Annotated in this window: 15 protein-coding genes and 2 tRNA genes; 7 read left to right on the forward strand and 10 right to left on the reverse strand. The window is 64.6% G+C overall.

Features of this window, described 5'->3' with window-relative positions:
• Position 1 precedes the first annotated feature (1 nt).
• From GD627_RS00950 to pknB, 5 genes are read left to right on the forward strand one after another with little or no spacing between them, the layout of a single operon-like run.
• Entirely contained in the window at positions 2 to 1498 is a 1497-nt protein-coding gene (locus GD627_RS00950; protein ID WP_425481868.1) for a PP2C family protein-serine/threonine phosphatase, read from the forward strand.
• Positions 1498 to 2913 carry an FtsW/RodA/SpoVE family cell cycle protein gene (locus tag GD627_RS00955; protein WP_152270994.1) on the forward strand — a complete coding sequence of 472 codons (1416 nt, stop codon included), beginning with the start codon at positions 1498 to 1500 and terminating at the stop codon, positions 2911 to 2913. Before GD627_RS00950 ends, GD627_RS00955 begins: the two co-directional genes overlap by 1 nt.
• Positions 2910 to 4349, forward strand: a complete 1440-nt coding sequence (locus GD627_RS00960; protein WP_152270995.1) for a peptidoglycan D,D-transpeptidase FtsI family protein — start codon at positions 2910 to 2912, stop codon at positions 4347 to 4349. The genes GD627_RS00955 and GD627_RS00960 overlap by 4 nt, the downstream gene beginning before the upstream one ends.
• On the forward strand, positions 4346 to 6235 hold the full coding sequence (locus GD627_RS00965) for a protein kinase domain-containing protein (RefSeq protein ID WP_152270996.1): 1890 nt from the start codon (positions 4346 to 4348) through the stop codon (positions 6233 to 6235). Before GD627_RS00960 ends, GD627_RS00965 begins: the two co-directional genes overlap by 4 nt.
• A gap of 6 nt (positions 6236 to 6241) precedes the next feature.
• The gene (gene pknB / locus GD627_RS00970) at positions 6242 to 8167 is read left to right on the forward strand and encodes a Stk1 family PASTA domain-containing Ser/Thr kinase (RefSeq protein WP_152270997.1); all 1926 of its coding nucleotides are present in this window, start codon (positions 6242 to 6244) and stop codon (positions 8165 to 8167) included.
• A gap of 21 nt (positions 8168 to 8188) precedes the next feature.
• On the opposite strand, the gene GD627_RS00975 is transcribed toward pknB, so the two are convergent.
• The 3 genes from GD627_RS00975 to GD627_RS00980 are packed head-to-tail and all read right to left on the reverse strand — an operon-like array spanning position 8189 to position 9723.
• Positions 8189 to 8827, reverse strand: coding sequence for an aminodeoxychorismate/anthranilate synthase component II (locus tag GD627_RS00975; RefSeq protein WP_152270998.1), 639 nt, complete (start codon positions 8825 to 8827; stop codon positions 8189 to 8191).
• A 4-nt stretch (positions 8828 to 8831) separates the two neighbouring features.
• A complete protein-coding gene (locus tag GD627_RS16535) occupies positions 8832 to 9002 on the reverse strand; it encodes a hypothetical protein (protein ID WP_186764142.1) in 171 nt (56 codons plus the stop codon).
• A gap of 1 nt (position 9003) precedes the next feature.
• Complete coding sequence (locus GD627_RS00980) at positions 9004 to 9723, reverse strand: class E sortase (RefSeq protein ID WP_152271701.1); 720 nt, start codon at positions 9721 to 9723, stop codon at positions 9004 to 9006.
• 284 nt (positions 9724 to 10007) lie between these two features.
• On the opposite strand from GD627_RS00980, the gene GD627_RS00985 reads away from it, so the two are divergent.
• The gene (locus tag GD627_RS00985; RefSeq protein ID WP_152270999.1) at positions 10008 to 10259 is read left to right on the forward strand and encodes a cell division protein CrgA; all 252 of its coding nucleotides are present in this window, start codon (positions 10008 to 10010) and stop codon (positions 10257 to 10259) included.
• Between the two features lie 388 nt (positions 10260 to 10647).
• On the opposite strand, the gene GD627_RS00990 is transcribed toward GD627_RS00985, so the two are convergent.
• Together GD627_RS00990 and GD627_RS00995 are read right to left on the reverse strand one after the other, a co-directional pair.
• A complete protein-coding gene (locus tag GD627_RS00990; protein WP_343032368.1) occupies positions 10648 to 11358 on the reverse strand; it encodes a rhomboid family intramembrane serine protease in 711 nt (236 codons plus the stop codon).
• A gap of 216 nt (positions 11359 to 11574) precedes the next feature.
• On the reverse strand, positions 11575 to 12117 hold the full coding sequence (locus tag GD627_RS00995) for a peptidylprolyl isomerase (protein ID WP_146359752.1): 543 nt from the start codon (positions 12115 to 12117) through the stop codon (positions 11575 to 11577).
• A gap of 152 nt (positions 12118 to 12269) precedes the next feature.
• On the opposite strand from GD627_RS00995, the gene GD627_RS01000 reads away from it, so the two are divergent.
• Positions 12270 to 13316, forward strand: a complete 1047-nt coding sequence (locus GD627_RS01000) for a hypothetical protein (protein WP_194265919.1) — start codon at positions 12270 to 12272, stop codon at positions 13314 to 13316.
• A gap of 121 nt (positions 13317 to 13437) precedes the next feature.
• Here GD627_RS01000 and GD627_RS01005 read toward each other — a convergent pair whose 3' ends face one another.
• From GD627_RS01005 to GD627_RS01020, 5 genes are all read right to left on the reverse strand, one after another.
• The gene (locus tag GD627_RS01005) at positions 13438 to 14358 is read right to left on the reverse strand and encodes a DMT family transporter (RefSeq protein WP_146359755.1); all 921 of its coding nucleotides are present in this window, start codon (positions 14356 to 14358) and stop codon (positions 13438 to 13440) included.
• Positions 14359 to 14481: 123 nt separating this feature from the next.
• Positions 14482 to 14554, reverse strand: a tRNA-Ala gene (locus GD627_RS01010).
• Positions 14555 to 14620: 66 nt separating this feature from the next.
• The gene (locus tag GD627_RS16625; protein WP_210244034.1) at positions 14621 to 14740 is read right to left on the reverse strand and encodes a DLW-39 family protein; all 120 of its coding nucleotides are present in this window, start codon (positions 14738 to 14740) and stop codon (positions 14621 to 14623) included.
• Between the two features lie 47 nt (positions 14741 to 14787).
• Positions 14788 to 14861, reverse strand: a tRNA-Ile gene (locus tag GD627_RS01015).
• Between the two features lie 111 nt (positions 14862 to 14972).
• On the reverse strand, positions 14973 to 15359 hold the full coding sequence (locus GD627_RS01020) for a DUF3566 domain-containing protein (protein WP_425481869.1): 387 nt from the start codon (positions 15357 to 15359) through the stop codon (positions 14973 to 14975).
• Positions 15360 to 15444: the final 85 nt, after the last annotated feature.

The raw sequence follows: 15444 nt of genomic DNA on the forward strand, positions 1-15444 counted from the left end.
GGTGGCCCTGGTTCTTCGATATGCAGCACGGTCCGACGTCGGCATGGTTCGTTTCAAGAATGACGATTCCGCGTACGTTGGCCGTTACCTCGCCGTGGTTGCTGACGGCATGGGCGGACACGCCGGAGGCAATGTCGCCTCAGCCTCCACCGTGCTCGATCTGGTCCATTTGGACAGTGCTGTCTACGAAGATGACCCCCTGACCGTCCTTGCCGACGAAATCCAGGCGGCAAATTCGCTTCTGTCCGAACTGGTGACCACCAGCCCCCAGCTCTCCGGAATGGGAACCACGGTCACCGCACTGCTGCTGCATGAGCAGCGCCTGGCACTGGCCCACATTGGTGATTCCCGTGCCTACCGGCTCAAGGACGGCCGTTTCGAGCAGATCAGTGTTGACCACACCTTCGTCCAGCGGCTGATCGACGAAGGCAGGCTGCGGCCCGAAGAGGCCGAAGTACACCCGCACAAGAACGTCCTCATGCGCGTGCTCGGAGACGTTGATGCCAGCCCGGAACTCGATCTGGCCAGCTTCGACGTGGAGCCGGGAGAACGCTGGCTGCTGTGTTCGGACGGGCTGACGGCCGTTTTGCGGGACTCCGACATTGAAGGAGTCCTCCGCTCCACCCAGGATCTGCAGGAGTGCGTAGACACCCTGGTTGAACTGACCCTTGCCGGCGGCTCTCCCGACAATGTCACCGTGGCCGTCATCGAAATTGCGGAGGACCCCGACGCCGGGTCCGCCCCCGTGACGGCGCGGTTCTCCGAAGTGCCCTCCCGCGATCACGGATCCCGCGCCGCGGCAGCGACTGCGGCGGCGCCGCCGGCCGTGAAAGACGCACCGGAAGAACAGGCTGCCGATGCCCTGGACGACGATGAGAGTGAACGTGCACGCGCCGAGCTGATCCGCCAGGACCTCTCCTCCCGCCCGCATGTCCTGGTCGGTGCTGCCTCACTCGCCACCGAAACCGGCGAGATTCCCATCGTCACCAAGCGTTCGGCGGAGCGGCGCGCCGCCCGTATGCTCACGCACAAGGCGGATACCGAGCAGCCGCAGCAGAGCCCGGAGACCCCCCGTACCGGCTGGAAGCGCTGGCTGCTGCCCGTCTTCCTGACCGTGGTGGCCCTCCTGCTGGCCGTGGTGGTGTGGCTCGGGTACACCTGGACGCAGACCCGATACTACGTAGGGTCCTACGACAACCGCGTGGCGATCTACAACGGTGTTTCCCAGACGGTGGGGCCCATCCACCTGTCCCACGTCACGGATATTTCCGATATTCCGGTTTCAAGCCTCTCCGAGTACCACCGCAACCGGGTGGAAGACACCCTTCCCGCCCGGGACCTTGAGCATGCCGGAGAGATTGTCAACGAGCTACGCGACACCGCCAAGGCGGTGCTGTGCCCGCCTGCGGACACCACCTCCCCGAGCCCGGCACCCACGCCCGGCGCGACGCCGGCGCAGGGAACCGAACAGAACAATGCCTGCGGAGGTGAGCGCTAATGTCGGACCTCGTCACGGTAGCCAAGCCGCGCCGCAATATTGAAGCACTCCTGCTCCTCGTTGCCCTGCTCGTCGGGGTCGGTGCGAATATGATCGTCGGCCTCGACGAAGACCGGGCCTTCGATTCGGATTTCTGGGTACAGGGCGGCACCCTGATGGCGCTGGTCATCGTCTTCCACCTGGTGCTCCGCTTCCGTGCGAAGTATGCCGATCCGGTAATACTTCCCATCGTGACTGCCCTCAACGGTATTGGTCTGGCGATGATCCACCGGCTGGACATCGCCAACGGAGACGATGCCGCGGACCGGCAGCTGCTGTGGAGCGCCGTGGCGGTCGCGGCAGGAATTGCCGTGCTCTTCATCATCAAGGACCACCGCATCCTGCGCCGCTATACGTATATCTCCTTGATCGTCAGCGCCGTTCTGCTGCTGCTTCCGCTGATGCCGGCTCCCCTGGGCCGGGAGATCAACGGTGCCCGGATCTGGATCAACGTCGGCATCGGAACCTTCCAGCCCGGCGAAATCGCCAAGATCACCCTGGCCATTTTCTTCGCCGGGTATCTCTCCACCAACCGGGACCTCATTCTGCTCGCGGGCAGGAAGGTGGGACCGCTGCAGTTCCCCCGCATGCAGGACATGGGCCCCATGCTCGTGGCCTGGATCGTCAGCATCGGCGTCCTGGTCTTCCAGCGGGACCTGGGCTCGTCCATTCTGTTCTTCGGCCTGTTCATGGCCATGATCTACGTAGCCACCAGCCGCGTGAGCTGGGTGCTGATCGGCGTCGGCCTGCTCGCAGCGGGCGGTTTCGCCGCCCTGCAGCTGTTCAACCACCTTCAGCTGCGCATCCACGGCTGGCTCAACGCCTTTGACCCCGAGGTCTACAACGGAATCGGGGGCAGCTACCAGGTGGTTCAGGGCCTCTTCGGCCTGGCCAGCGGCGGCCTGGCCGGCACCGGTCTCGGACAGGGCAGGCCGGATCTGGTGACCTTTGCGAACAGCGATATGATTATTGCCGCCCTCGGCGAGGAACTGGGCCTGATCGGCATTTTTGCGATTGTCCTGATGTACGTCCTGCTGGTGTCCCGCGGATTCCGTGCCGCCCTGGGCACCAAGGATGGTTTCGGCAAGCTCCTGGCCTGCGGATTGTCCTTCATCATCGCGCTGCAGTGCTTCGTGGTGATCGGAGGCGTTACGCGCCTGATCCCGTTGACCGGCCTGACCACCCCCTTCATGTCGGCGGGCGGATCCTCGCTGCTGGCCAACTGGATCATCGTGGCGCTCCTGCTTCTGATCTCCAATGCCGCACGCAGGCCCACGCCCACCGGCCCGCTGGCCACTGACATGGTCCCGGCCATGTCCGAATCCCCCGGTGCTTCCGCACGCACCCGGCGTTCCCCTAAGGAAGGAGACGAATGAACCAGGCTATCCGTAACAGCTGGGTAGTGGCCCTGGCCATGTTCGTGCTCATTCTCGGTTCGCTGACGTATGTGCAGTTCTTTGCCGCCGAGAAACTAAATACCAATCCGAATAACAACCGGGGCATCTACCGGGACTTCGGGCAACCCCGCGGATCCATCCTGGTGGACGGCAAGGCCATCGCGGAGTCCGTCCCCTCGGACGACCAGTTCAATTACCAGCGGGTCTACAACAGCCCCGAGCTGTATTCGCACCTCACGGGGTTCTTCAACCTGAACGGAACCACCCAGCTGGAAATGACGATGAATGCCGAGCTGACCGGCAACAGCTCCCAGCAGTTCTACGACAAGCTGGTCTCCCTCTTTTCCGGTGCCCAAAGCCAGGGTGCTTCAGTGGAACTGACGATCGACCCGGAACTGCAGCAGCTGGCCTATGACCTCATTCCGGACGGACAGCGCGGATCCATCGTGATGATGGATCCCAAAACCGGGGACATCCTCGCCATGGTGTCCAAGCCCAGCTATGACACCAATCTCCTGGCCGGACACGACACCGCAGTGCTCGGAACCAACATGGAGGCGCTGACTTCCACGCCGGGGCTCTCTCCCTACCTGAATCCGGCCACGCAGTCCCTGTTGGCTCCCGGGTCCGTCTTCAAACTCGTGGACACCGCTGCCGCCCTGGAATCAGGCAAGTATGACGCCGACTCCATCATCCCGAACCCGCCCGAGCTCCCGCTGCCCGGAACCAACATCTCGCTCCCGAACTTCACCACCGGTGCCTGCTCCGCCCGGTCGGAGGCGGATTTCGCCTTTGCCCTCGCCTGGTCCTGCAATACCGTCTTCGCCCAGGTGGCACTGGACCTGGGGCAGGACAATATCGCCGCGCAGGCCAAAAAGTTCGGATTCGACACCCCGCTGGCCATCCCCAACGAGGTTGTGGCCAGCCACTTCCCCGATAACGAGGACGAGGCCCAGCTGGCCCTGGCCTCCATTGGCCAGGGCAGCGTGACCGCCACTCCGCTGGAGGTCGCCATGATTTCCGCGGCGATCGCCAACAACGGTGTGCAGATGACCCCCAATCTGATCCGCAGCGTCCGCGCTCCTGATCTGTCCGTGATCGACGAACCGAAACCCACTGAACTGAACACTTCCATCAGCCCCGACACGGCCCGCCAGCTCACCGAATGGATGGTTGGCGTTGTAGACAACGGCTCGGCCTCATCCGCCCAGGTCCCCGGCTTCAAGGTGGCCGGCAAAACCGGCACAGCCCAGGTTGACGGCCGGGGAGACAATGCCTGGTTCACCGGCTTCGCTCCGGCCGACGATCCCCAGGTCGCCATTTCCGTCGTCATGGAAGACGTGGACCTGGCTACCGGTGCCCAATTGACCACTCCAAGCGCGCAGAAACTCCTAGAGGCGGTGTTGAATAAGTGAGGCCTACATCGGGTATCACCTTAGGCGGCAGATTCCAGCTGACCGACCGTATTGCCATTGGCGGTATGGGCGAGGTCTGGAAGGCACGGGACCTGGTCCTGGGCCGTATTGTTGCCATCAAGATCCTCAAGGAGGAGTACACCGGGGATCCGGGCTTCCTTAACCGATTCCGTGCGGAGGCCCGGCACACTGCGCTGCTGAACCATCCCGGGATCGCCAATGTCTTTGACTACGGTGAAGAGGACGGTTCCGCCTATCTGGTGATGGAACTCGTGCCGGGACAGCCGCTGTCCGCGATCATTGAGCGGGACAAGGTCCTCACACCGGACCGGACCCTGTCCATCATCGGCCAGGTCGCCACGGCCCTTGCCGTAGCCCACAACCAGGGCCTGGTGCACCGGGACGTGAAGCCGGGCAACCTGCTCATCATGCCCGACGGCAGGGTCAAGATCACCGACTTCGGCATTGCCCGGCTCGCCGACCAGGTGCCGCTGACCGCCACCGGACAGGTCATGGGCACCGCCCAGTACCTGGCTCCGGAACAGGCAACAGGGCAGCAGGCTACGGGATCCAGTGACATCTACGCGCTTGGTGTCATTGGATACGAGCTCCTTGCCGGCCGCCGTCCGTTCTCCGGGGAATCGCAGATCGCGATTGCCCTGGCACAGGTCAATGACACGCCTCCGCCGCTGCCTGAGACCATTCCGGAACCGGTCCGCGCCCTGATCATGTCCATGCTGGCCAAGGATCCGGCGGACCGTCCCGCGGACGCCGAATCGCTGGCCCTGGCCGTCGGGGCCATCCGCCGCGGCGACATCAACGCCGCGCAGGAAGCCGTCCCCGGCATGCTGCTCTTCGGTTCCTCCGCGGATGCGGTTACTGCGCCGGTCCCCACCACCGGCACAGCCGCAACCCGCGTGGTGGACACCTCCCCGTCGACGTCGGCCCTGCCCACGGTCGCCGGCGCGGCGGTGGCTGCAGACGCTGCCCGCACGGGCGAGCTCGCTGCGTCCCGGGATTGGACTGACGAAGACGAAGCCGATTACGACGACGGCGCCCCAACGGATGCCGTAGAGGAAAAACGCCGCAGCCCGTGGACCATTCCGCTGATTGCCCTGCTGGTGCTGATCCTGGCCGCCGTCGTGGCTTTCTTTGTGCTTGCCGGTTCCGAATCCGACGATGACGATCCTGCTCCGGCTGCGTCGTCCTCCGCGGCAAGCCCGACGCGCAGCGCATCGCCGTCGAAAACCCCGTCCCAGACGCCGACCCCCGAGGACGAGGAAATCAATGTCGTTTCGGCCTCGTATGCCGGCCGCCCCGTCAATGACGTTGCAACCGAACTCAGCAACCTGGGCCTGCAGGTCAACCGCCTTCCGGTGTCCGACGCGGACGTTGCCGAAGGAATGGTTATCGAGGTCAACCCCTCCGGCCTGCTCAAGCGCGGGGATGCGGTAACGGTCATGTACTCCTCCGGGCCGGAAATGGTCTCGGTTCCCTCCCTGCAGGGTCGGGCAGAGGCGGATGCCCGCCAGCGGATCGTTGATGCGGGCCTAGTCCCGGTCAACGGCGGCACCCGGCAGTCCAATGCAGCTCCGGGCACCATCGTGAGCGCCGATCCCGGCGAGGGAACCACCGTGCCGCGCGGATCTTCCGTCACGTACTACGTTGCCGAGGCCGCTGCCCCGGCGCCGGCTCCCGTCCCGACCCAGACCCCGACCACCCCTCCTCCGTCCGCAACAACCAACTCCGGCAACTCCGGCAACCCCGGCAACTCCGGCAACCCCGGAAACGGAAACAGCGGAAACAACGGCGCCGGGTCCGGAAACGGTGCAGTTCCGGACCAGCCCGGCGCCGCCGGCATGGCCGGTCCGACAGACAGTAATTAACACACTATGAGCGCAGAATTCCTTCGAGGGCAGCCCACCCTCAACACCGACAACGTCCTGAACGGGCGATACGAGGTAGGTGAACTCATTGGACGCGGCGGAATGGCCGACGTCTATCTCGGGCGTGACATCCGGCTGGGGCGGACCGTGGCCATCAAGGTATTGCGCCCCGATCTGGCCCGGGATCCGCTGTTCCAGTCCCGTTTCCGGCGCGAGGCGCGTGCCGTCGCCGGTTTGAACCACCCTTCCGTCGTGTCCGTGTACGACACCGGGGACCAGGAATCCGTCTCCTCCCGCGACGATGTGCGGCTGCCCTACATCGTGATGGAGTATGTCCCGGGCCGGACGCTGCGCGATCTCATCAAGGCTGATGAGATCACCATCGAAAAAGCCATTGACTACTCCCTGGGTGTCCTCGCCGCCCTGGATTACAGCCACCGTTCCGGGATAGTCCACCGGGATATCAAACCTGCCAACGTGATGGTCACGGCCGACGGCGGAGTGAAGGTCATGGACTTCGGCATCGCGCGTGCCATGGCGGATTCGGCCGCCACCATGACCCAGACCCAGGCCGTGGTCGGGACCGCCCAGTACCTCTCCCCGGAGCAGGCCAGGGGCGAAACCGTAGACGCCCGCAGCGACCTTTACTCCGCAGCCTGTTTGCTCTTCGAACTGCTCACCGGCCGGCCTCCGTTCATTGGTGACAGCCCCGTCTCCGTGGCCTACCAGCACGTGCGTGAGCAGCCGGTCACAGCCGGCAGCCTGAATCCGGAAGTTCCGGCGGCCCTGGACGAGGTCTTGAAACGTGCACTGGTCAAAGACCGCGACCACCGTTACCAGACGGCCCGGGACTTCCGCGACGCCCTGCTGTCAGCGCGGGACGGCGGTCCCGTCACTGCTGCCACGCAGGCGATCCCCGTGCCTGGCAAGGCTGCCCCCGCCACAGCCGCCATGGCTGCGCTGCCCCCTTCCGCTGACGAGGAACTGCAGACCCGTGCCATGGCCAAGGTCCTCCCCTCGGGCTCACGGCGGCCGGAACAGGACCATTCCCGGGTGGAAGAAGCTGACACGGCCTTCGCCGTCGGATCCACAGGCGACCGCGATCCCCGGCAGAAGGCGCGCCGGCGCGCCTGGATGACCGTCTTCGCCGTCCTCGTCGTCCTGGGGCTGGCCGTCGGCGGATTTGTTGGGTGGAATATGCTCAACGCCGAACCCGCCGCCCCCGTGACCGCTACTGTGCCCGAGGTCGAGGGAAAGTCGCAGACGGACGCCATGAACGAGATCATCGGAGCCGGTTTCCAGCCGCCACGGATCACCGACGAATACAGCAACAGCATTGCGGAGGATCTGGCTATCCGGACCAGTCCTGCGGCCGGTGCCAACGTCGCCAAGGACGAAAGCATCACGCTCTACATCTCGCAGGGACCGTCGAGCGTAGTCATTCCCCGGGACCTGCTGGGAATGACAGAGTCCGGTGCCCGGGACGCGCTCCGCGGGCTGGGGCTCTCCGGCGGCGCCACCACCAAGGCCAACAGCTCCACCATGGAAGAAGGCCGTGTCCTCGGAACCGATCCCGCGGTCGGGGAAACGGTTCCGGTGCGGGAAAAAGTCGACATCATCGTCTCCAGCGGGCTGGTGACGGTTCCGGATCTGCTGGGGACGCCCGCTGCCCAGGCCCAATCCACCCTGCTCGATCCGTCCTTGCTGCTGACACCCAAACTGGTGGAAGTGGAGTTCGCGGACGCGGCGCCGGGTACGGTCTTCATGCAGAGCGTCCCGGGTGGCACCAACGTGGTCCCGGGAACTTCCGTGGTCCTGTCGATTGCCAAGGCTCCGGCTCCGGAGCCGGCTCCCACGCCGACTCCATCGCCGTCGCCGTCGCCGTCCAGTACACCGTCCGCTACTCCTACCGCCCCCCAGGGACGGCGCTGACAGGACGGCGGCCTGGCGGACCTACCTGCTGATGAGCGGGCTGAGTGTGGCGGCATGGGCCGCGGCTCCCACCAGCCCGGCCGACTCGAGCCAGTTTCCCAGCATCTGGTAGCCGCCCTCGGTGAGGACTGATTCCGGGTGGAACTGTACCCCGGACAGCGGCACCGCTGCGTGGCGCAGGCCCATGATAATGCCGCTTGCCGTCCTCGCGGTGACCCGTAGCTCGGCAGGAATGCTGTCGGCAACGGCTGCGAGGGAATGGTACCGGGTGGCTGTCAGGGGACTGGGCAGTCCCGCAAAGACATCCTCGCCGCCGTGTTCCACGAGCGAGGTCTTCCCGTGCATCAGCTCGGGTGCGTGCGTGACCGTACCGCCGTAAGCCTCTGCCAGCGCCTGGTGGCCCAGGCAGATGCCCAGCATGGGAGTGGCGGAGGATCCGCACCAGCGGATCAGGTCCACCGATACCCCCGCCTCCTCCGGCGTTCCCGGCCCCGGAGACACCAGCACACCGTCATGGCGGGCAGCCAGTTCCACGGCATCCGCCACGCTCAGGTCATCATTGCGGATGACGGTGGTCTGCGCGCCGAGTTCCTGAAGGTAGCCCACCAGTGTGTAGACAAAACTGTCGTAGTTATCGACCACCAGGATCCGGGTGCTCATGGTGCTAGGAACCGCCAATCGTTGAATCCGTGAAAGAAGGAAGGAAGCTGCTCTCGGCAATCCAGGGGAAAACATACTCCATCAGGGCCAGCACTGCCGCGGCGATCAACACCGCGGAGAGAAGGACCCGGACCCACAACGGACCGGGAAGGTGCCGGAACAACCATCCGTACATTTTAGCGACCTCCGGAGGCATTGGCGGCAACGGCGGCGGCGATTGCCGGCGGCGGTCCTGCGTTCAAGGGCTGCCATGAATCCATCACGGCATAGGCAATAATGCGTTCCGCAGAGCCGAAGCGCGGGTTGCAGCTGGTGAGGGTGAGGAACCGTTCGCTCGGAACAGCTGCGGGTTCAGTGGGGACGGCTGCGAGTACGTCCACCCGGTCCGGCATCACTATCTGGGTGTTGCGGTAAACGTAGTCGTAGTAGCCGTCCGCAGTCTGCACATAGATATGGTCTCCCGGAACCAGGGTGTGGATGGGATCCAGTGCCTTGCCGTGGGTCTGCCGGTGACCCGCGACGGCGAAGTTCCCCACAGCTCCGGGCATTGCCGTGGCGGGGTAGTGCCCGAGGCCAAGCCTGTCCAGCACGGCGGTGCCCACACCGGTGGTCACGGGAGCCGAATAATCCGCGCCGAACCGGGGAATGTAAACAACGCCGAAGGTCTCCCCCTCCCGGTCTGAGGGCGGCAGCACCACCGGGTCCCCGTAATCCTGCGGTGCGGACGCCGGCTCCGGCGGATCCGTGGGGAGGTCAAAGTCATCGAACAGCGTATGAATGGCTTCCTGCTGTGCCTGGTTCGACTCGAGGTTGGTCCACCAGAGCTGCCAGGCAACGAACAGGGCCAGGACAAGCCCCAGCGTAATCAGAAGCTCACCTGCCACCTGGATAGCCATCCGGCCTTTTCCACCTGAGCGGCGGGAAGGGGCACGGCGTCCGGGGCGGTGCTGCGCGGTGGTCTCGACTGGTTCAGGCAACGCTCTCCTTGTGACAGGCACCGTTTTTTAACGGCCTAGGCGACCGGCGACAGCTCGGCCGGGGAATTCGCTAGGATAATCAGAACAGGGATGACCCTAACAGGTCTGCGGGGTGAAGGAGACTTCTCTCGCGGGCTGTCGTTGTCCCAGACCATGACTACCACCCGCCGGCGCCCGCAGAGCCGGTTCCGCTAGGAGGATCCGTGCCTGAGTCCAAATCCCGCAAGAAGGCGTCCCGCCCTGCCACCCCGTCCAGGAAGGCGTCGGCACCCACAGAGAACCCCGTCTGGTACAAGCCGGTCATGTTCGGGTTGATGATTATTGGCCTGCTGTGGATTATCACGTACTACATCACCCAGGGCCTGTACCCGGTGCCGGCTTTCGGTGCCAGCAACATCCTGGTGGGCTTCGGCATCGCGATTGTGGGATTCCTGATGACCACGCGCTGGCGCTGACCGCCGGCGTTCCCAGCTTGGCTTCCCCGTACCGTTCGGCATGGGGAAGCCTTTTTTGTGTCCGGGCGGCCGCTGTCCCCGGTTTTTCCTGTTGTTCACAGGTTGTGCACGGAGTTATCCACAGGTGTGGGTAACTCTGTGGGTTACTGAGAGAACTTCCTTGCAAATAAAGGGATGCAGGTTATCCACACCTGTGGAATTACATGTGTGTAACTCTTCCCAGCCTCTGGATAACCCTGTGGATCGGGCCTCGGATCCGTAAATTACATCGATGTAGGTTATTAACACTGTGGGTATCCCTGTGGATAACTTTGTGGGGCTGGAGACGGTGTTAACGTACTGTGCCCGCCGTCGGGAAACGGCGGGCACAGTACGCGGTGGGGGCCGGCTACCCCGGGATGATCCGTACGGGGGCCTGCCACAGCACAGCCGCCGCGATCAGCAGCAGCGCTATTCCCGCCAGCCCGGCGAACTGGATGGCAGTGCGGTGCTTCCCCCTCGGGGTATACGCAAGAATGGCGGCACACGCCGCGCCGGCCAGCAAACCGCCCACATGGGCCTGCCAGGCGATCCCCGGCACGACAAATCCGAGCACCAGGTTCGCCGCCACCAGGATAAGGAGTGACCGCAGCTCTCCACGCCGCTGCCGGATCACCACGAACAGGGCACCGAAGAGGCCGAAGACAGCACCTGAGGCACCCACCACGGCGGTGACGGGATCTGCGAGGTACAGAACGCCCACGGAGCCGCCCAGTGCGGAGATCAGATAGAGCAGCGCAAAGCGGGTGCGGCCGAACAGCGGTTCCAGGCTGCTGCCCAGGAACCACAGGGCATAGAGGTTGAAGGCAATGTGAAGGGGACTGCCCTGGGAATGCAGGAAGGCAGCGGTGAGCATCCGCCAGGGTTGGGAGTCCGTCAGCACGGGGGCGTAGAAGAAGGTGCGCGTGAATTCCGGCACCAGCAGCTGAAGAATGTAGGCCACAGCGCAGACGGCCATGATGGTGATGGTTACCACCGGCTTGCCACCGGGATCTACGCGGCCTCCGAACGAGGTGCGGTAGGCGGGCTGGGCCTTTCGCTGCTGGTTGAAGCAATCCACACACTGCACACCTACGGCGGCGTTCTGCTGGCACTCAGGGCAGGCCGGGCGCCCGCAGCGCTGGCAGCGGATATAGCTGACCCGGTCCGGATGGCGCGGACACACGGGCACCTGCGACGCCGGCTCCTGGGCCGGCACACCATATGACATTGCTGGAACTCCCGGATTGAAGAAAGGCCCCGGCCGGAGAGTCCGGCCGGGGCACCTTCGAACAGATTAAAGCTGTTCGACGGTAATGCTGTTGATGACCACGTCTTCGGTCGGCTTGTCGCGTCCGTCGGTGGAAACAGCGTTGAGCTGATCTACCAGTGCACGCGATTCCTCGTCGGCAACCTCACCGAAGATGGTGTGCTTGCCCTGCAGCCACGTGGTGGGTACGGAGGTGATGAAGAACTGCGAGCCGTTCGTGCCCCGGCCCATCTGCACGCCCGCATTGGCCATGGCCAGCTTGTACGGAGCGGAGAAATCAAGATCAGGGTTGATCTCGTCGTCGAACTGGTAGCCCGGTCCACCGGTGCCGCGGCCCAGGGGATCGCCGCCCTGAATCATGAAGTCCTTGATGATGCGGTGGAAGATCGTTCCGTCGTAGAGCGGGCGGCTGGTCTTTTCGCCCGTCGCCGGATCGGTCCACTCGATCTCGCCGGTCGCCAGGCCCACGAAGTTCTTTACCGTCTTGGGGGCGTGATTTCCGAAGAGGTTGACACGGATGTCGCCCAGGGAAGTGTGGATGGTTGCTTTTGCTGTAGGAATAGCAGTCATAAGGACATTGTTCCACGGCACTCCAGCCTGCGGGCGGAAACGGCATTGTTCAGCGCACAGTGAAAACCGCGCCCGGCCAGGGCCCCTAATAGCAGAGACCAGCCGGAACACGTAGGCTAAGGCTGAAACGACAACTATCCCGGGAGGTAGTTTTGAAGAAGGACCGCATCACCCATGATCTCGAAGCCAACGTCGCAGCAGGCATCGTAACTGCCCGCGACTGGGCATCACCCAAGGTCGAAGCAGCCAGGGACTGGGCCGTTCCGCGCATCGAAAAGGGGATCGAGACCGCATCTCCGAAGATCCAGGACGGCATCAAGCGTGCAGCCGACGAAATTGCCCAGGGCGTAGCGACCGTGACGCCCCGCATCCAGGGCGGCCTCGAGAAGGTTGGGCCACGCATCAGCCACGCTGTGGATGAAGCCGCTCCCCGGATCCAGGGCACCCTGGACCGTGCAACCCCGGCGCTGAACACTGCCAAGGACCGGGTTGTGGACGACTACATTCCCGCACTCTCCACCCGCATCGGCGTCGCAGCAGACAACGTTTCGCGCAGCCTGACGGCGGCCAACGTGCCCGTGCAGACGGCTGTAGCCAAGGTCACCGGCAACAAGAAGGCGCTGAAGCGTGCACAGAAGGCTGCTGCACAGGCTGCCAAGGAAGCACGCAAGAGCCAGAAGCGCGGCAGCAAGGGTTGGCTGGTCTTCGGCATCATCGCTGCTGCACTCACGGCCGGGGTAGCGGCCTGGCGCGCTTCCCGTCCTGTCGAGGATCCGTGGAAGACTCCGGCACCGGCTCCCAAGCCCGCCTCCGCCACCACGTCGGCTCCGAAGCCCGCCGCGGCCACGACCCCTGCTGCCAAGCCGGCAGCCGCAGAGACCCCGGCCTCCAAGGCCGCGGCTACGGCCCCGGCCAGCGCGGGTACGTCCGCAGCGGCTAAGCCCGCCGAGGCGGCCAAGCCGAAGGTCGAGACCAAGACGGCGGCAAAGCCTGCTGCAAAGGCCACGGAGGCTTCCACGCCTGCTGCAGCCGACACTGCGGAGACCGTTGCCAGCATCAAGGAGGCCGCTGAGCGCGCTGCCGCCCGTTCCGGCGAGAAGGATTCCGACGCCGGGAAGCACAGCAAGGGAACCGCCGGCAATGCCAAGGGAGCTGCAAAGCCCTCCGGCGCCCACTCCGAGAACAACACCGGCAAGTAGCAACACCGGGAACCAGCATTCCCCGTTCCGTCATCGGCTCCTAGGCCGGTGCAGGAGCGAGTTGCAAAGCAAAGAAGGGCCCCGCCACCGGCGGGGCCCTTCTTTGCTGCCTGGGCGGCTGCTACAGGCCGTCTCCGCCCAGTGCAGGAGGAGCAGGCGGCACCGGCACCTCCGGCTCCTCATCGGACTGCCGGCGTACCTGACCCGCAATGACCACGGCGAGTCCCGCCAGAATCAGTGCCAGGCCGGCATAGGTCCCGGCCGGAAGCTGCTCGTGGAGGAAGACGGCCGCCAAAATGGCCGCACCCGGGATCTCCAGCAGAATGATCATGGAGACCAGCAGCGGACTCATCACTGCCAGTAGATGGTTGAACACCGTGTGGCCCAGGATCTGCGCCACGATGGTCACCGCAAGGATTCCCAGCCATGCCGCCGGCGGAAAACCCGTAATCGGCTGCCGGAAGGCGGCACAGAGGCCAAGGAGCAGGACGGCGCAGGCGCCGTAGCAGAGGGACGTGTAGGCGCCGGTGGACATGGATTCGCGCGCCTTCCCTCCCGCGATGGTGTAAACGCCGGCCAGGGCGCCGCCGGCCACTGCCAGCACGTCGCCAAGAAGGGCTTCCCTGGACAGGCCGAGATCGAACCCGGAGATGACCACGACGCCGGCAAACGCGGCTGCAAGGCCGGCCAGGACCACTGGAGGGACCCGGATGCCCCGCAGCACGTTGAACAGGGCTATCCAGCCCGCCTGGAGACATACCAGTGCCGTGGCCGCGGCAACCGAAGTCAGCTGCAGGGCCGTGATGAAGCAGGCAAAATGCAGGGCCAGCGCCACCGCGGCGACAGCAGTCCACTGATAGTCCCGTGCGCGCAGCTGACCGAAGTCCCTGCGGCGCCGCAGCACGGCCGGACCGCCCATCAGGACGGCGCCCAGGGCGTTGCGCCAGAAGGCTATGGCGAGGGCCGGAGCGGCAGTAGCCGCCATGATGGGACCGGAGGCGGAGACGCCCAGCACGCCTACCGCGGCGAGGAAAAGATTCACAGGCCAACACTAGTGCAGGGCCGGCGAGTCATCGGGCCGCTGTCACGGGAGGCAACGGGGCGGCGTCGGGCACAAAAGCAGAAGGTCCCCGCTCCGAAGAGCGGGGACCTTCTGTATTTCCGGTGGAGGCACGGGGACTCGAACCCCGAACCCCCTGCTTGCAAAGCAGGTGCGCTACCAATTGCGCCATGCCCCCGAAAGGAGAACTTGTCCAGTATAACCTACCGTTGCCGGGGTTATCGCCAGAACCACCTTTTGGCTGTCAGTCGACCTTATCGGTCGAATCCTTCCAAACGGTTTTCTCAGCGGCAGCTTCCTGCCACTTTTTGTAAGCAAAAATCCCCGCAGCGGCTGCTGCCGTAGCTGCCAGCAACTTTTTCACGGAAATTCTCCTTGCCGTTGTGGTCCACCTTTATCCAAGGTGTTCCGTGGGCGTACCAGGACTTGAACCTGGGACCTCTTCGTTATCAGCGAAGCGCTCTAACCGCCTGAGCTATACGCCCCGAACCTTTTCGGGCCGAGATAAAACTTTACCGCACCTTGGGCCCGGCGCCAAATCGAGCCCTTTTGCGGTTCCGCAGCCTCTCTGCGAGGTGCTGCGGAACCGCCAAAAACTAGTCGTCCGTGAGTGTCACACCGATGCCGCCCACCAGGGTGGAGGCGATGTTGTACAACACGGCCGCAAGCATCGACAGGGCTGTCAGCAGCAGCACGTTCACTACGGCAATGATGGTGGCGAAGGAAACCACCTGTCCCAGCGACGCGAAGTCACGGAGGTCGAATCCGCCGGACTCACTGCCGGCAATCTCGCCGAGCAGCGTGTTAACCCGGTCGAAGATGCCCGTCAGGTCCAGCACGGTCCACAGCACGATGGCGGCCACCACGGTGACGACGCCGAGCGCCACGGACAGCAGGAACGCCATCTTCAGGACGGACCACGGGTCGATCTTGCTGACCAGCAGCCGGGCCTTGCGGGGCTTGGCCCTGGGTGCAGGCTTCACGAGTGACGGATTGTTTCCCGAGGTGCCCTGGCCCCCTGCAGGACGCTGGGCAGGCCGGGCGGGGGCTTTCACCCGCGGCCCGCCG

The sequence above is a fragment of the Arthrobacter yangruifuii genome (genome assembly GCF_009192775.1).
GTDB lineage: Bacteria > Actinomycetota > Actinomycetes > Actinomycetales > Micrococcaceae > Arthrobacter_B > Arthrobacter_B yangruifuii.

Excerpts from the sequence above, each read along its gene's own strand:
- GD627_RS00955 (WP_152270994.1), top strand. The coding sequence starts at position 1,498 with ATGTCGGACCTCGTCACGGTAGCCAAGCCGCGCCGCAATATTGAAGCA.
- pknB (WP_152270997.1), top strand. The coding sequence starts at position 6,242 with ATGAGCGCAGAATTCCTTCGAGGGCAGCCCACCCTCAACACCGACAAC.
- GD627_RS00960 (WP_152270995.1), top strand. The coding sequence starts at position 2,910 with ATGAACCAGGCTATCCGTAACAGCTGGGTAGTGGCCCTGGCCATGTTC.
- GD627_RS00980 (WP_152271701.1), bottom strand. The coding sequence starts at position 9,723 with ATGGCTATCCAGGTGGCAGGTGAGCTTCTGATTACGCTGGGGCTTGTC.
- GD627_RS00975 (WP_152270998.1), bottom strand. The coding sequence starts at position 8,827 with ATGAGCACCCGGATCCTGGTGGTCGATAACTACGACAGTTTTGTCTAC.
- GD627_RS16535 (WP_186764142.1), bottom strand. The coding sequence starts at position 9,002 with ATGTACGGATGGTTGTTCCGGCACCTTCCCGGTCCGTTGTGGGTCCGG.
- GD627_RS00995 (WP_146359752.1), bottom strand. The coding sequence starts at position 12,117 with ATGACTGCTATTCCTACAGCAAAAGCAACCATCCACACTTCCCTGGGC.